The organism is Paenibacillus farraposensis (assembly GCF_020736845.1).
Taxonomy (GTDB): domain Bacteria; phylum Bacillota; class Bacilli; order Paenibacillales; family Paenibacillaceae; genus Paenibacillus; species Paenibacillus farraposensis.
The window spans coordinates 384,919-401,566 of sequence record NZ_JAFFQR010000064.1; the positions used below are offsets into that span (position 1 = coordinate 384,919).

Annotated in this window: 8 protein-coding genes; all 8 read right to left on the bottom strand. The window is 52.8% G+C overall.

The window, feature by feature from the left end; genetic code table 11:
- Positions 1–50 precede the first annotated feature (50 nt).
- A complete protein-coding gene (locus JO375_RS11570; protein WP_229524608.1) occupies positions 51–410 on the bottom strand; it encodes a histidine triad nucleotide-binding protein in 360 nt (119 codons plus the stop codon).
- Between the two features lie 157 nt (positions 411–567).
- Positions 568–1,911: an aminotransferase-like domain-containing protein gene (locus JO375_RS11575; protein WP_229524609.1), complete on the bottom strand. Its 1,344-nt coding sequence runs from the start codon at positions 1,909–1,911 to the stop codon at positions 568–570.
- Between the two features lie 225 nt (positions 1,912–2,136).
- Positions 2,137–2,508: a hypothetical protein gene (locus JO375_RS11580; protein ID WP_229524610.1), complete on the bottom strand. Its 372-nt coding sequence runs from the start codon at positions 2,506–2,508 to the stop codon at positions 2,137–2,139.
- A gap of 262 nt (positions 2,509–2,770) precedes the next feature.
- Complete coding sequence (locus JO375_RS11585; protein ID WP_229524611.1) at positions 2,771–6,166, bottom strand: AAA family ATPase; 3,396 nt, start codon at positions 6,164–6,166, stop codon at positions 2,771–2,773.
- On the bottom strand, positions 6,163–7,347 hold the full coding sequence (locus tag JO375_RS11590) for an exonuclease SbcCD subunit D (RefSeq protein WP_229524612.1): 1,185 nt from the start codon (positions 7,345–7,347) through the stop codon (positions 6,163–6,165). The genes JO375_RS11585 and JO375_RS11590 overlap by 4 nt, the downstream gene beginning before the upstream one ends.
- 27 nt (positions 7,348–7,374) lie before the next feature.
- On the bottom strand, positions 7,375–11,463 hold the full coding sequence (gene addA, locus JO375_RS11595; protein WP_229524613.1) for a helicase-exonuclease AddAB subunit AddA: 4,089 nt from the start codon (positions 11,461–11,463) through the stop codon (positions 7,375–7,377).
- Positions 11,460–15,008, bottom strand: a complete 3,549-nt coding sequence (gene addB, locus JO375_RS11600; RefSeq protein WP_229524614.1) for a helicase-exonuclease AddAB subunit AddB — start codon at positions 15,006–15,008, stop codon at positions 11,460–11,462. Before addB ends, addA begins: the two co-directional genes overlap by 4 nt.
- 258 nt (positions 15,009–15,266) lie before the next feature.
- Positions 15,267–16,643 (bottom strand): class I SAM-dependent rRNA methyltransferase, encoded by a 1,377-nt coding sequence (locus JO375_RS11605; protein ID WP_229524615.1) that lies wholly within the window; start codon positions 16,641–16,643, stop codon positions 15,267–15,269.
- Between the last annotated feature and the right edge of the window lie 5 nt (positions 16,644–16,648).

Consider the following 16,648-nt stretch of genomic DNA (forward strand, 5'->3'; position numbering starts at 1 on the left):
CAACCTATACGCAATAAATGAATAGTTAAAAGAACCTTTTTCTGCTATTTTTACGCATGTGAATCCGAAATACTTGTCAAGGCCCCTAATTTGGCGCCGCCCAGCAAGTGATAATGCAGATGCCCGACCGCTTGCCCGCTATCCGGACCGCAGTTGTTAATTAACCGATAACCGGACTCAGCGATTCCCAGCTTTTTGGCCACCTCAATTGCAACACGATGAATCTCTGCGATGAGCGGAAGGTCCTCCTCCGTCACAGCATTCATTGAAGGAATATATTTTTTGGGGATAATGAGCACATGTACTGGTGCCGCGGGCTGAATGTCATGAAATGCAAGCACATTGTCCGTTTCAAATACCTTCTTGCTAGGGATGGTTCCATCCACAATTTTCAAAAACAGATCGTCCATTTAAAATTCTCCTTTGGCAATGAGCCGATCATAAGCAATGAAATAAAATTGCTCTCGGCATTCAAAGTTATGTATGTCCTGATAAACCATTAGAAGCATATACCCCCATGGCGTGTTGTACCTATGTTTCTATATGTATCATAACGGAAAAAGGGGCTTAATACCAGTTCCCCTTTCTCACTTCCTCTATGATGGTTTTAACCCCCTCGTCAATTTGTCCGGGCTGTGCACGTGAGATACTGATGCGTAAAAACTTTTCCAGTTCCCTGTAGCCCTTTAAATAAAAGCCTTTGCCGGATACAACCTGAACCCTCCTCTCGGAAAGACGCTGTACCAGACGCTCCAGGTTCACGGTTCGAGGCAGCTTGAACTGCACATAAACTCCTGATGTTACCACCGAGACCTCAATGATCCCGGTCTGATTATATCGTTCTGCCGCCTGATTGAGCATGTGGATGCGCTCGGAATACAGGTTGCATATGGTATGCTTGTGGCGCTCATACATTCCGTTTTTAATATAAATATCAAGCGCAGCCTGAGATAAAATGGAAGTGTCAACGTACCTTTTATATGCATTAAACGTCTTCAATAGAACTTCCGGCAACACTGCAACCCCTAGACGCAAGCCCGGGAAAATGATTTTCGAGAAGCTTTTCAAATAAATAACATGCTCCGTCTGATCATATGCGTATATGGGATCAAAGCTATGATCAACCCCCAAATCAGCCATATAATCATCTTCTACGACGTATACATCGTATTTGGCAGCCAAGGCAGCTATAGCCTTTCGATTCTCCGTGCTGTAAGAGCTTCCCAATGGATTATGATATCTTGACATCGTATAAAAAAACTTGATGCTTGCGTTTTTAAATTGATTCTCCAATTCCTGCAAATCAATACCTGCCGCTGTTCGGGCAATGGTACAGACAGGTATGTTCGCTTCCTCCAAAAAACGCAAATAAATATCGTAGCTTGGCTGCTCGACTAAAACCTTTTCTTTGCCGTTGGGAAACGGCATCTTGGCCAATAATTCCAACGCCTGCTGAACACCGGAAGTAACGATAATCCGTTTCATTTCTGCAAACACCTGATTGTCAGCCAAATGGGAAACCAATGTATGTCGCAGTGTCTCCAATCCTTGTGAATCCCCGTAAGTGAACAAATCATATTTGTAGGTATCTATAGCCTGATTCAGACAATGCTGAAAATCCAGGTACGGAAATACGTTCAGATCTGGAGATGCAGAAGTAAAATCAACGCTTTCTTCAACATGGCTGTGGTGTAAATCGCCGGAATTCTCGACTACATAGTATCCGCTTTGCGGTATGGAATAGATAGCGTGCTTCCTCTCCAGTTCGGCATATGCGCGCAAAACCGTGCTTTTGCTGCATCCGTACAACTCCGCAGCATCACGAATGGAAGGCAGTCTGTGACCCGATCTGTATTGGCCCTTACGAATTTTATGCTCTATCTCTAATAAAATTGAAACATATTTTTTCACATGATCCCCCTGCCTGTTCTATACAGCCTCACTACATGCTTGATGTTAGCATGCTTTAAGTATAAACAGGATATCCTCTTCCATAAAGCTGTGCTCATAAGCGATCCAGAAAAAAGACTGCTTCTTCCATGAGGAGGAAACAGCCTTGCTTATGTGATGATATATGGTCAGAACGGAGGAGGGGGATGCAGAAAATATGAACTATTTTCGGGAATTCCCAATAACTTAGTAATAAGGCAGCAGGCTAATCGCTGCCAATGCAGCAAGTGGCAGGATCAAACGATTAAAGCGACGGCGTCCGTACGGGAAAGGATATCCAAAAGCGGGAAAAGGCGCATACGGAAAGAAGGGCACAAAAGCGCGAGATCCGCAGCCACAACTCTTGGGAGGATAAGGGAGATTAACATTCTCCATCTCACTTCCACCACCTATGGGAACGGCTAAATACAGTTTTTCATCATCCACATGTTCCACGATTCCGTCATACATGGTTCCATCCTTAACCCATACGCCTACATAACGATGCATATGCTTTAGACATTGTGATTTGATATCCGTTTTTTCCGGTGCCATAACAGGCATCATGTGGTTTTCCATAGTTGTTTTCCTCCTAGGCTTTTGCAGGTATACCGTATGTTATTCAAAAACGGGCTATGTGCTACACAAAATTGGGCGAATTTCGGGTTGCAAAAAAAAAGAAGCACCCCGGAGGCTCTTATCGAGCCCCTCTGAACGGACGTATAACGGGAAAATCCCTTCCTCAGCATACGTCCGCCGGGGTGCTGTATGATTAACTTGTCGGCTTGGCTGTATTATAACAACACTTTGAAACTGTATCTGTGATCAGTATCACATTACTTCAAAAAGTTTCCATAACCACTCTGGAGCCGCCTCCAGCCTGCTCAGCGGGAAGAACAACCAGCTTACGCGGCAACCGTGCCCGCAGTTCGGGTACGTGGCTGATCACACCAACAGACAGTTGATCGTGATGCAGCTTTTCCAGCGAGGTGATCACCGTGTCCAGCAATTCGGGGTCCAACGTACCAAAGCCTTCGTCCAGAAAGAAAAATTGAAGCGGATATTGGCCCCGCAATTGAATCTGAGCCGATAGCGCAAGCGCGAGCGACAGGGAGGTCAGGAACGTTTCGCCGCCGGACAAGGTCGACACTGGACGCTTGACTCCGCCGTTGGCATCGTCACTAATGACAAAACCGCCGCTGGAGTCTACCTCTAACGCGTAACGCTGCTTGGTCAGAAAACGCAAACGATGCGAAGCCGCCTGACTGACCTGCATGAGCTGTTCCTCGGCAATATACTCAACAAAGGCATTGCCCCGAAAAACAGACTGGAGCTTGGACATTTTTTCGGCCTCGCTGCGCAGCTCTATGCGCCGGGACTCCAGTTCCACCCAGCGAACATGCCGGCGCTGCAGGTCCTCCAGATCACGTTCAGCCTTGGCACGGTTCTGAAGCGCCTCTTCATCCCGTCTGCGGCAATCGCGGAGCTGCGCAGCAGTCCTTTCCCACTCTTCATCTGTTACCATTGCTCCATTCAGCTGTTCTTCCACATGTTTTAAGCGGGAAGACAATTCTTTTTCCCGCTCCCGGTGCAGCTGCACTTCCCGTTCGTAACGTGCAGCTTCATCTGGTCCCAGGCAGCATTCCATTACTTCTGCTTCCGTGGCAAAAGTGGAGGCAGCCAGGCGGCTTTCCCACCGGGTCTCAGACATCCGCTTTCTTTCCTCAGCCGAATCGGAGGCCTGCCGGGCAATCAATGAAGCATGAACGGCTTGCTGCTGGCGTTCCTCCGCTTCAGTCCGGCGGCGTGCCGCGGCTTCGGCCTCGCTTTTCAATGCCCGCAGGCGTGAAGCCGCTTCTTCCAGCAAGCAGAATGCCTGCCCTTCTCCAACCCATTTGCGGAGCTGTTCCAGCTTTTCGCACAATGAGTCGTCTTTGCTTTGAAGCCCTGTGCGACGGGCAATAATGATTTTGTCTTCCTCGATGATGCTCTGCTGTATCTGCTGAATACGCGCTGCTTTCTCTTCGAGGAAGGTCACGCTCGTCTCCAGCCGCGACCGCAGCTCGTCCGCGCGCCCGTCGCGCTCCTGCATGGCGTAATAACGCGCCGCGGCTTCATCCGGCGCCACATCTGGCAGCTGCGCCGCCCATTCGGCGCGTAATTCTTCGCTGCGCGCAGCGTATGCCTCGCGCTTGCTCCGCGCCTGTGTCAGCGCTGCAGCCGCCGCTTCCTGCTCGGCCGCTGCGCGAATACGCCGCTGCTGTCCGGCGGCGTCCGCCTCGCGTAAGGCTTGCGCCTCCGCAGACAGCGCTTGTGCGCCTGCGGTCAGCTCAGCCGCTGCCCGTTCCAGCGCCGTGCAGCGCTCCGCCCAGGCGGCGGCACCACGCGGCTCAGCCGGCGCTGCGGATGCGGCGGCAGGCTCGCCCGTGGCGGCAGCACCGCTGTCCGCAACAGCGGGCTGCATCAGCAGGCTGCGCTGCTCGTGCAGCTGCTGGCGCAGCGCGAGGCGCAGCTCCTGCAAGCCGAGCCGCAGGCGGTGCAGCTCGTCCGGCGCAGCCGCATCCATGCCATGGGCCGCCACAGCGGCAGGGGCAGGGTGGTGCAGCGAGCCGCACACCGCACACGGCTCGCCCTCGCGCAGCTCGGCAGCGAGATGCTGTGCGAGACGGCCCAGCTCCGCGGCGCGAAGCTGGTGGCGTAGCTGCTCCTCCTCAGCTGCCAGTGCCGCTGTGGCGGCTGCCACTTCGGCTTCCAGCGTCAGCAACGCCTCGATGCTTTCAGCTACCTGCACAGCAAGGGCAGAACGCCGCGCCTCCGTCTCCTGTGTCTCCTGTTCCATCTGCTTCAGGTGTTCGTCAGCTTGCACCAGCCGGTTCTCCTGCGCGGAATACTCCTGTTCAGCTTCACGCCATTGCTCATTTGCCGTCTCCAGTTGCTGCAGCCGTCGCACAGCCTCTTGCAGCATGCGCCGCTCATCTGCCCGCACTTCATTTTGCTTTAGCTCCTGTTGCAGCTCCTGCTGTCGCTTCAAGCCTCGCGCCTGCAGCTCCTGCTCCTTTGCCAGTCCTTCACTGAATGCTGCCAGCGCTTGCTCACTTTGCACCAGCTCTGCCGCGAGACGTTCCCGTTCGGTCCGCAGCACCTCCGTATCACGCTCCAGCTGAAGCGCCTGTTCCAACTGGTCGATCCGAAGCAGCAGCTTCGGCTCCTCCGCACCCAGCGCTTGCCGCGCCTGTTCGTCTGCCTGCACAGACACATGCGCAGCCGCTTGCGCTGATACGGCCCGAACCGCTGTTTCTTCGGCGGCCTTTTGCCGTTTAGCCGCTTCGGCGACGGCTTCCTTCCAATCCGTCAGCGCTGGCAGCAAGGTCTCGGCTGCCGACGCTTGACGCAGCTTGCGCTCCAGCTCAGCGATAGCTGGCTCCAGGTTTGTCAGCTGCTCCAGTTCATGCATCCGGCGACTGCGATCTATGACCAGCTCACGGATTTTGTTCAGTGCTTCCGCCTCGCATGCAGCATGTTCCAGTTCACGGCGCGAAGCCTCAGCAGCAGCAAACGCCTCTTTGAGACGCAGCTCCACATGTGCGAGCGCTTCAACGCTGGCGTCCCCTAGACCTTGCTGCTCCGCTTCCAGCGCTTTCAGCGCAATCTCATTGTCCTTCACACGACGACTAAGCTTCTGTGCGAGCTGGTCGCCGTATTTCTCCAAATGAAACAAACGCTGCAGCATCTGTCTGCGCTCACTGCCCTTCAATGACAAAAATTCCGCAAACTTTCCCTGCGGCAGCACGACGGCACGCGTAAAATCATCCATTTTCAGGCCGATATATTCCTCCACACAGCGCGTCACATCCTGCACCTTGTCGGCAAGCACTTCCTCGCCATTGTCCGTAAAGGCAATAAAACGACTGAGCGTGTTATTTACCGAAACGCCCCCGGCGCGTTTGAAACGTCGTTCCACACGATAGCGGCGAGGGCCTTGTGCTGACATGAGTTCAAACGTAAATGCAACGGACAGCGTATCCTCAGCGTGATTCATAATGCCTTGAGTACCATTCACCGCCCGCTCCACTTTACCGTACATCGCCAACGTAATGGCGTCCAGCAACGTTGATTTGCCGCTGCCCGTTGGGCCAAAAATTCCAAACAGTCCGGTTTCTGTCAGCTCGTCGAAGCGAATTTCCTGCGGTTCCCGATAGCTTTGCAGCCCCGCCAATTTCAGAAGAATCGGTTTCATGCATCATCCTCCTCAGCGTGGTTTCTTGCATCATCCTGCTCTACCAGTTCCAGAAATAGCTGTACTAAGCCATCATCCGGCTGTGCCCCGCCTGTCTGCCGCTGATAGAATGCCCGGAAGAGCTCATGCACCGGCAGTTCTGATCGCTGGTGCTCCAGCTGCACCGCATCCATTTCGGGATACATGGGACGAATATGAATGATGCCTTCACGGCTTTTGCGCAGCCGCTGAATATCCCCCATCGACATCGCTTCATCCAGCGTAATCTCCAGGTCAATAAAAGCATCCGCATCCAGCCCTTCGTCCAGCCAGCGATGAACCTCCTCCAGACCTCCCCGGGCACGCCACTTCACCAATGGACGTCCACTGGTAATATAGAGTTCCTCGACCTGTGCAGGCTTGCCGGCAACCACATCAATCAGCGTAACCGATTTGGCTTGCCCTGCTTCCGAAAAGCTATAAGCAAGCGGAGAACCGCTATAACGCATCAGCCCGTCTCCCTTCACATACTGGGGACGGTGCAAGTGTCCCAAAGCCGTGTATTGCGCCCCGATGCTCAGAGCTGACGGATCGACCGTATAAGCTCCCCCGACCTGAATCGGACGTTCCGAGTCCGACTCCAGCCCGCCGAGCACATAAATATGGCTCATCGACAAATTAACTGTGTCGGACCGAAACGCTGTACCCAGTTGTGCCATCAGCATCCCTACACGGCGGCTATATGCCGCGCGCAATACCGTTTCATCTCCGTCCTCTGACAATAGCTCATTCAGACGAGACTCGGAGGGATACGGCAAGGCTGCAATGCAAGCCATTTCGCCTGTTCGTGATGTATGAACACGGACCGCTTCCCCACTTGGCAGTCCCAGCAATGTAATTCCGCGCCCACTTACCAGCGGTGTGACCGAGGCTACTCTTTCCGGCTGATCATGATTGCCCGCAATAACGACCAGCGGTCTTCCTCTAGCCGTAAGGCGGGCAGACGATTCATAAAACAACTGCTCGGCGGCAGCTGAAGGATTGACCGAATCGTACACGTCTCCAGCCATCATAATTAAATCTGCCTGCTGATCGTCAGCCATTTTTACCAATTCCTCCAAAAACGCTTCCTGCTCCCTCAGACGGCTGCGTCCTTCCAATGTGCGGCCCAAATGCCAATCACCAGTATGCAAAATCCGCATGCTCTTCCCCCTCTCTCTATCCTGCTGCTACAGCCGCACACTTTCTCCAGCCTCTAAAAAATATAGCCACTTCTCAGCAACCTTTTGACTTGTTATCGCTTCAATCACATGGGCGTATAGCTCCAATTGAAACCGATACTGCTCCGTTAAATAGGGCAGTGTACGGTGTTCGGATATCCGGTCTGTTTTATAATCCAGCAGCACCAGTCCTTCCGGAGTTTCAAACAGACAGTCAATGATTCCGTTCATCAGCACTTTATCGTCCTGACCACCTTGTGGGGCAGTTTCCTGTACAGGCAGCGTCGAAGGCAAGCTGTGACTCCAGTAATCGGCTGCCCGCATGGCATAGGTAAACGGAAGCTCACGTTGAACATGGGCTGCCTTCAGCATTTTGACACCTGGCTCACTGGTGAAAAAACGCAATATTTTATCCGTATCCAGCACCTTTACATGAACATCCCGTAATATGCGCTGATTCAACAGGCGGGCCTTAGTTTCCTCAATGACCTCCGCGTTCATTCCCCCATCCAGCGGCAAGTGCAGCATCAGCGTATGGTACACCGTTCCGCGTTCCGTCGGTGTCAGACGTTGATTGCCCATAAACTTGGGTCTACGCAAGTGTAATGAATGGCCTCCGGCGTGAGAATCATTTCGATCCTCTGGTGATTCTACCGATCGGAAGGCAGATAGATTCAGCCAATCCTCCGATCCGATCTCTTGCATTTCCAGCCATCTTTTCATCTCGGTAACCGACGTATGGGCTGCCGTCCTGCCTGCCCGTTCATACGGATAGGTCCAGGAAAGAACGGCGCCAATATCTGTTATAATCCCGGTGGTCAGGCCTACAGGCTGATCCAGTACAGTATCGGATTCGTCACCAAAAGACACCTCCGCCGTCACAGCTCCATTAGCGGTTTCCGCTTCTGACCTGTCGTCCCCAATCATTTCTTCTAATGAATCTGCCGAAATCCATCTTCTATCAAGAGGCTTCGCATTTCTTAGTGCTTCCGTTTTCTTTTGCCTCTCCTCGTTCGCTCCTTCTTTTTCATGAGCCAAGCTCACACCAGAGCCGGAAAGAGCTTCTGCAGCGACAATTTTAAAAAGCCAGTCTGCTCCAGGCATGTGCTCCAGCCTGTGAAAATCTCCCACTTCGTCACCCGCCGCTTCTCTCAGGGAGGCAGCAGAAGAGTGCCGAATCAAAGCGGGACCTATCCAGTCCAGATAACTGCGGCCTGCCGCCAGCATATAATCGGGCAAGACCGTTTCGGTATGCTCTTTGGCACGTGCCCACCCCACTGCGCGTGAAGCCAGATCCTTCACTGTTCCGGTCATAATGAGCTTTTCACGCGGACGCGTAAGCGCTACGTACAATACCCGCATTTCCTCAGCCAATAGCTCCAATTGGGAGCGCCGGCGAATCGCCAGATTAGGCAGCGTCGGGTAGCTGACCCGATGGTGTTCCTCCACATATTTGGGACCGAACCCCAATTCCTTATGCATAAGAAACGGCGCATTCAGATCCTGCTGATTGAACATTTTGGCTGTCCCGGCAATAAACACAACCGGAAATTCAAGCCCTTTACTTTTATGAATGGTCATAATACGGACGGCCTGATCGGGTTCTGTCTCCCCGCTGCTTGATCCCAGATCGCTGCCTCGCTCCCGCAAACGGGAAATGAAGGTCAAAAATCGGAACAAACCGCGGTTAGACGTTGAAGCCTCATATTGTCTGGCCCGGTCATACAGTGACCGCAAATTGTTTTGACGCTGTGAACCGCCAGGCAATCCGCCTACCCAATCCAGGTACCCTGTTTCCTCCAGCAAATTCCAAATCAATGCACTTAAGCTGCCTTGTCTGGCTTCCTTACGCCATGTCTCCAACTTGCACAAAAAGGAGCGCAGTCGGGAAGACAACGTTTTTTCGTCATCCGGGGTTTCTTTTTCACGCTCCTGGAGTCGATCAGCCTCTGCTGCCGTCAGCAAAGCATCATAAAACAGCCCATCCGCCTTCTCTAATCGAATTTGAGCCAGCTCATCCTCGGTCAAGCCCACAATTGGCGAACGAAGCACAGAAGCAAGCGGGATATCCTGCTGCGGATTATCAATAATGTGCAGCAAGGACAGCATCACCTCGACCTCCGTTGCCTTAAAAAAGCCTGTCGTCTGCTCCCCGGAAGCCGGAATACCCTCCAGACGCAGTTCCTCGACAATAAGTGGAGCCCACACACTTGCCGAGCGAAGCAAAATGACGATATCGCCGTAAGCTGCCGGACGCATCGTTTTTAACCCTCTGTCATAGATCAACAGCGGTTGTCCGGTATCTCCGGTCAGCTCCTTGATCCGTTGCGCGATCGCACGCGCTTCTAATTGCGCTGTCTCCAGCTCCGCAAGCTCGGCCAGATCATTTTCCTGTAAAGCAGACTCGTCGTGCGTTTCAGCTCCTTCCAGCGTATCCGAAAGGCCTTTCCCGCCTTTATCAACCAGTAGCAGTTCAGGTGCGTATGCAGATGCAGCGTCTTTGTCCGGCTGTTCAGGATAAGATGCGCCGTGTACCAGCCACGCTCGTTCGTCGTATTCAATTTCCGCTACATCTACGCTCATAATCTGCCGGAACACCAAATTAACCGCATCAACAACTTCCTCCCGGCTGCGAAAATTACGAGCCAGATCAATCAACAGACCATCTTCCTGCTCCTGCAGGCCATACTGCTGATATTTATTCAAAAACAGCCCCGGCTCCGCCAGCCGAAACCGGTAAATGCTCTGCTTCACATCTCCTACCATAAAACGGTTACCCGGTTCCTCGCGAGATACCAGCCTGACGATATCTTCCTGTACGGTATTCGTGTCCTGATATTCATCCAGCAGCACTTCATCGAACTGCGCCTTGTATTCGAGCGCAGCGTCCGAGGGCAGCAATTGATGCGGGGTAGAATCGGGATGACGCAGTATTTTGAGGCAATAATGCTCCAAATCCCCGAAATCCACCAGCCCTTTGGACTGCTTGTGCTGCTGAAATCTTTCTCCGAATGCAATGACGGTCTCTACCAGTTCGTCCATCAGCGGAGCGGCTGCGTGCAGTTCCTCCAGATAGGACTCCGCTCTCCGGCCAAACAGGGAAGACTTCATATCTGTAATCATTTTTTTTGCTGCCTCACGCAGCATCTTGACCCGCTCCTGTAAAGCCGGTTCGGTCTGATCTTTTTTGACTGGCTTGAGCTTGCCGAAGGATGCGAGCTGAAAGTGATCATACAGGGATGCCCATGGCTGTGTCTCCAGTTCCTGCAGCAATCCATTCACCATAGCTGCATCCTCTTGCAGCGTTACTGCATAAGGTGCAGGACCGCCGGGCTGCATAGCCGTTTCATGCGCCTGCTCCAGCAAGCTTGCTGCCCCCCGCAGAGTAAGCGCAGCATCTGTCAAAATGCTGAGAACCCAAGGGGTCTCTCCCAAGGCGGCCACATCCTGTACACGGAAGGCTGCTGCCGTCTCCCTCAACCAATGCTCCGGCCAAGGATGACTTTGAGAAAAATCGTACAGCCGCTGAACAAGCACATACATCGCATCATCCGTACGTTCTCCGCTAAACCAGTCCACCAGCCTGCGAAATGTGCTGCCTTCATCATGAGCCTCATATTTTTCCTCAAACAGCTCTTCCAGCAGCTCCTGCCGCAGCAGTTCCGTCTCATGCTCATTCATAATCCGAAACCCGGGGTCCAGGGGAACGGCCTGATAATGTCTGCGAATGACCTCCATACAAAAAGAGTGAAGCGTCGTAATCGAGGCACGATTCAGCAGCGATAGCTGACGGCGTACATGCTCGCTTTCCGGTTCCTGTTCCAGCACGCGCTCCAGTGCTTCCCGTATCCGTTGACGCATTTCGGCAGCTGCAGCCTTCGTAAAGGTCGCCACTAGCAGCCGATCCACGCTGAAGCCCAGCTCGGGATCGGCGATTTTACGAATAATACGCTCTACAAGCACCGCTGTTTTACCAGATCCTGCCGCAGCCGCCACCAGCATGTTGTGGCCAGATTCCGAAATGGCCCGCCACTGGTCATCGCTCCACATGCTGCCTTCCGGCTTCGGTATGCCTTTTGCGTTTGATGCGCCTATCAATGGTTCATTCCTCCTTTCCCATCCTGTAGATGACCCAGCAGATTCCATATCTGATCCTTGCTAGGTTTCCCCCATTGATTGTAGCCACTGCCTTCCAGACTGTCGTCAAATTGACAAACAGGTTTGAAAGAGCAGAAGGTACATGCTGTCTCCTGCTGAATACGATAAGGTTTGATATCCACATCGCCCTCTGTCATTCGTGTACCGATCGTTCGAATATTATGACGTACCGAAGCCAGCAGACTGTCCCACTGCTCCGGCGAAGCAACAGATGCGCTGCTGTAGAAACTGCCGTCTGCTTTCACCGCAACAGGCAAAATGGAGGAATACCCCTTATCCAGTGCCGTGTCCATTTGTCCGACCACGTCTCGATCCGCAAGCAATAGTCCTTTCATCTTAAAGCGTTTTAAAAGCTCCTGACGAGCCTGTTCCGCACTAAGACCGTTCGGTGATTGCAACATCGGATTGTGAACATGAAAATAGAGCGTGCCCGCCGGATAAGCCGTCTCGCCCAGCCATTCCTCAGCCGCATTCAACAGCACGTCCAGATAGGTGAGCATCTGTAGGGACAAGCCATAGTATACCTCGTGCAGCTTGAGATCCTTTTGACTGGATTTATAATCGATGACCCGCAAAAGCAATCCTTTTTCTCCCTCAGCCACATCCACACGGTCAATCCGTCCGACAACTTCCATAACAACACCGTTATCCAGCCGGAAGCTTAGCGGAGGAAGCGATTGGCCTGGCCCAAAGTCCAGTTCCAGCCCGATGGGCTCAAAATTGCCTCTGCGCGCATGCTCACCCAAAATCAATGAGGCACGGCTTACAATATCCTTCAGCTTACGCAAAATGTATCCATATCGCTTGGAGCTCATTAAAATCTCGCCTTGCAGGCGAGGAGCCAAACGCTCCACGGCCGTTTCCGCCTCCTGGCGGCATGCCTCGGTGCTGAGGCTACCCCAGCTTACATTACGATTACGTAAATTAATCGCCATCTCTCCAAGCGCCGCATGGAATAATTGCCCGATATCCGGCGCCTTCAGGCGGTACATTTGCCGTTCCTTCAAGCGAAGGCCATGGGAAGCAAAATGCGAAAACGGACATGCGACAAAGCGTTCCATCCGGGACACGCTGGTACGCAGCTTGCTGCCGTACAATCGTCGGCTCGTTTCTTTTTGCATTTCGGCGTGGTTTTCGTAAAAAAGGGAGGTCAACAGCTGGCGCAGCTTGTCCTTTTCACGCCCTTGCTGGCTGGCATACCAGTTGTATACCTCCCACCAGGGGGACAAAATGTCACCACCACGCCGCCAATGCCGTAACTGCGCAATAAGCTGCGGCAAAGCCTCGGACGGATGGGAAGCATACTCCCACTGCGCCGTCCAGGCGTCCCCAGGCAAGGGATTCCCAGTTAATGGACGCTCATGAAGACCGGGAAATAGCTGCCGGACATGCCGAACCAACTCTGACGGCAGCAGCGGCTTCCCTTCCTCATCGGTCACCGCATAGCTCATCCACAAGCTTTGGCCGGCTGAAGTAAGAGCCGAATAAGCGAGAAAACGTTCATCCAACAGACGTCTTGTCATATCCGGTGCCAGCTCTACACCTTGTTCGTTTAAAGCGGTGCGCTCCTGCTCCGTCAGCACACCGTCCTCATGAAAAACCGCTGGCATCACACCTTCATTCATACCGAGCACAAAGGCATGCTGTATGCCGGCTACGCGTGTACGATCCGTGTTACCAACCAGCACTTGATCCAGAGCTGGCGGCACAAGTCCCATCCGGTACTCGGCCAATCCCGTTTCGAGCACCCCAGCGAACAACGAAGTATCCAGCCTCTCATCACCCATCATTTCAACGATTTGATCCAGCAGCTCAAGCACCGCATCCCATATCTGGCGATGCTCCTTGGCCTGTTCCGGATTTCCGGCTTCCTCGTCCTGACGAATGAAAGCGTCCAGCTTGTGGCCGATTTCGGCATCCTCCAGCAATAGATATACCGCTTCACACTTCTCAAGTGCTGTGCGGGCTTTACCCAGACGCTTCTCAAACGCTTGTAAAGGCGTCACGATTACATCGCGGCACAGCTCCATCAAATCCAGCGTTTCATCCCGTTGCCGGTTCCGTTCCTGCTCCTCCAGCTCCAGCGACAGGCTGGGCACAGCCTGCCACGGCCGCCCGTCTGTCCAGCGGCTGCCCTGTATTCCACAGGCCAGCGCATAGTTTTCCAGCCGGTCCATATCCTCACGGCTGACCCGGCCGTCCAGCGGCAATAAAAGGTCTGTTTTGACCGCACGAAATACGTCCTCATACCGCCAACGCCGCTGAACGATATCCAGCGAAGCCCGGATCATTTCTACTAAGGGATGATGCAGCACACTTCTCCGCTCATCCAGAAAAACCGGAACCCCATATTGCTTGAATATCGGCTCCACCCAAGGCTCATAATCTTCAATATGACGTACGAACAAAGCCATTTCCCGATAACGCGCACCCTCATCCCGGGCCAGACGGCGCATTTCCCGCACGGCCCCTTCCAGCTCTGCACGGCGATTTGCCGCAGCGTACAGCTGTATGCCTTCCAGCTGTTGGTCTGCCCATGGATTACGTAGCTGCTGACGTACCCGATATCCGGTGCGATGTTCAAATTGAGCCTCCAAATATGCCAATGCCGGACGCTCCTTGAATCTGGGCATCGGGTCAGAACGCAGGAATTGGGTCTGAGTCTCTATCATCAGCTCGTCTGCCATCCCTTTAAGCTTTACATAGGCAGCTGCCGACGGATGGAACAAATCCAGCTCATGCGGAACCTGTTCACCCTCATAGCTGCGATTGCAGGTCAGCGCGACCGTCAACGAAGAAGCGTGCAGCATCAGCTGTTCTACCACCTTGTATTCATGCGGCGTAAACCTGCGGTAGCCATCCATCCAAATGTCTGCCCCGCGCACCAGGGAGGACCCGGCAATCTGTTCTGCCAGCATGCGCAGCGTGTCCTCGCCATCAATATATTTAAGCGCCAGTTCTCGTTCAAAATCCGCATAGATCAGACTGATATCTTTGAGCTTACCGCGCAAAATCGGAGCAGACTCCCCTGCGGCATTCATGCGCTCCAGTTGTTCAGGCACAGACCGGGTATCATTCCCGTACTGCTTGAGCTCCGTAAACAACGTATTCAACCTGTCTACAAAGCCAAGCTGGTCCCCGGAGTCCTTAAACAAGCTCAGTTCATCCTTGCGACGACGAATAATTTTATATAAAAGCATCTTCTTGCCCTCTTCCGTCACAGGCACCAGCGCTGAACCCCCAGTTTCCTGCATAACTAAATAAGCAAGACGATGAAACCCCATCACCTGGGCGCGCATCGACCCCTGAATACCGTTTCCGGCTTCTGTAAGCAGCGCATGCTCGGAAGCAAATGACGATTGCTCCGGTACAAGCAACAGCATAGGCTTGCCTAACGGCTGCTCGCGCAGCATAGATGTCATTTCATGACGGATTAACGTACTTTTCCCACTGCCCGAGCGGCCAATCAACAAACGGACCGACATGATGCGGCCTCCTTTCCAACGAACAGCATTCTGTTAAACAGTATAGCATACAAAGCAAGGGAGAAAAGAACGTACGTTTGCCATCTTACAGCAGTGATTGTCCCTCAAAAAACAAACAGTCCCGCAGGTTGGCTAGATGCATGCCTTGTCTACAGGACTGATATATAATTAAATGAGCCTATTTTACTTATTTAACCACTTCTATGAAACCATCCTATTTAACCCTCCAAAAGGAGATTGGCTATACTTGCTTGATAGCTACAGCTTTGTCCGGCTGCGCACCTCAAAGATTGCAAATTTCAAATAATGGCCTTCTTCCACGCCCAAAATTTGGGGGTGATCCTTGCCAGCTGCTCTCCAATCCACCAGACGGAGGATTTTGCCGGCATCAGCCGCCGCTTCCTTGATCGTATCCAGGAACAGCTCGGGCCGCATATGATACGAGCAGCTTGCCGTCACCAAGTAGCCTCCCTCATTAACAAGCTTCATCCCGTGCAAGTTGATATCTTTATATCCGCGCATAGCCCCTTTGACTGCACTTTTCGTTTTGGCAAAGGCCGGCGGATCAAGAATAACCACATCAAACGTACGCCCGCCACCGGCTGTCAGCGGCTTGGAAGTATCCCCCTTGCCTCCAGCTCTCGCGGCACGCTCCTCCACACCTTTGACCTGATTGCGCAAATATTGAAAAGCATCATCGACAACAAACTCGACGCGTTCCTCGTAGCCGTTCAACTTGACATTATCCCGCGCGCTTTCAATCGCATGCTCGGAAATATCAAGACAAGTTACTTTTTTGGCACCGTATTTACATGCATTAAGTGTAAAGCTTCCGGTATGTGAAAAGCATTCCAGTACGGTTGCGCCATCCCAAAACGGGAATTCAACCACCTTGCCGCTTTTATTCACAGGCTTCATGACCGTTGTGCCGGATTCGCCTTCTTCCGCTACTTCCTGGAGCGTAATTCCGCTGCGCGCTCCCCACCCTGTCATCAACGGCGCAATAGCCGCACGATTTTCACGCTGGTCGAAGAAATAGCCTGTCTTCTGGCCTTCTACGATATCTACCTTGATTTGCAAACCATTTTCGGTCACCACAACATGACGAGGGCAATCCCCGTACAGCGGCCCCTTTATCTGTTCCAGCCCTTCCAGCTCACGGATGGACACATCACTGCGTTCATAAATACCGACCGGATGAATTACTTCAACAAGCGCATCCCTGATTTCTTCCCTGCGCCGATCCATACCCAGCGTTAACAACTGCACGACCAGCACATCACCAAAACGGTCTACAATCAGTCCAGGCAAAAAATCAGCCTCGCCGTACACCAGCCGATAAGCGTCCCCTCCAGTTACAAAACGTTGGCGGTGCTCCAGACAGTTGCGAAAGCGTTCGACAAAGAAGCTTTTGTCCATTGCTTCCAGCGGTTCGTATGACATCACGCGTACCGTAATTTGTGAAGCCGGATTATAGTAGCCCGTCGCCAGATATCGGCCTTGATGGTTCACAATGCTGACCAGATCACCCGCCTCCGGATCACCCTCGACCTTGGCTATTTCATTTTTGAACACCCACGGGTGTGCGTGCTCCAGCCTTTTTTTGCGGCTTCGTTCTAATATTACTGAAGGCAAAATCC

Coding starts and splice junctions, on each gene's coding strand:
- JO375_RS11580 (WP_229524610.1), bottom strand. CDS start 2,508: ATGGAAAACCACATGATGCCTGTTATGGCACCGGAAAAAACGGATATC.
- JO375_RS11585 (WP_229524611.1), bottom strand. CDS start 6,166: ATGAAACCGATTCTTCTGAAATTGGCGGGGCTGCAAAGCTATCGGGAA.
- JO375_RS11590 (WP_229524612.1), bottom strand. CDS start 7,347: ATGCGGATTTTGCATACTGGTGATTGGCATTTGGGCCGCACATTGGAA.
- JO375_RS11570 (WP_229524608.1), bottom strand. CDS start 410: ATGGACGATCTGTTTTTGAAAATTGTGGATGGAACCATCCCTAGCAAG.
- addB (WP_229524614.1), bottom strand. CDS start 15,008: ATGTCGGTCCGTTTGTTGATTGGCCGCTCGGGCAGTGGGAAAAGTACG.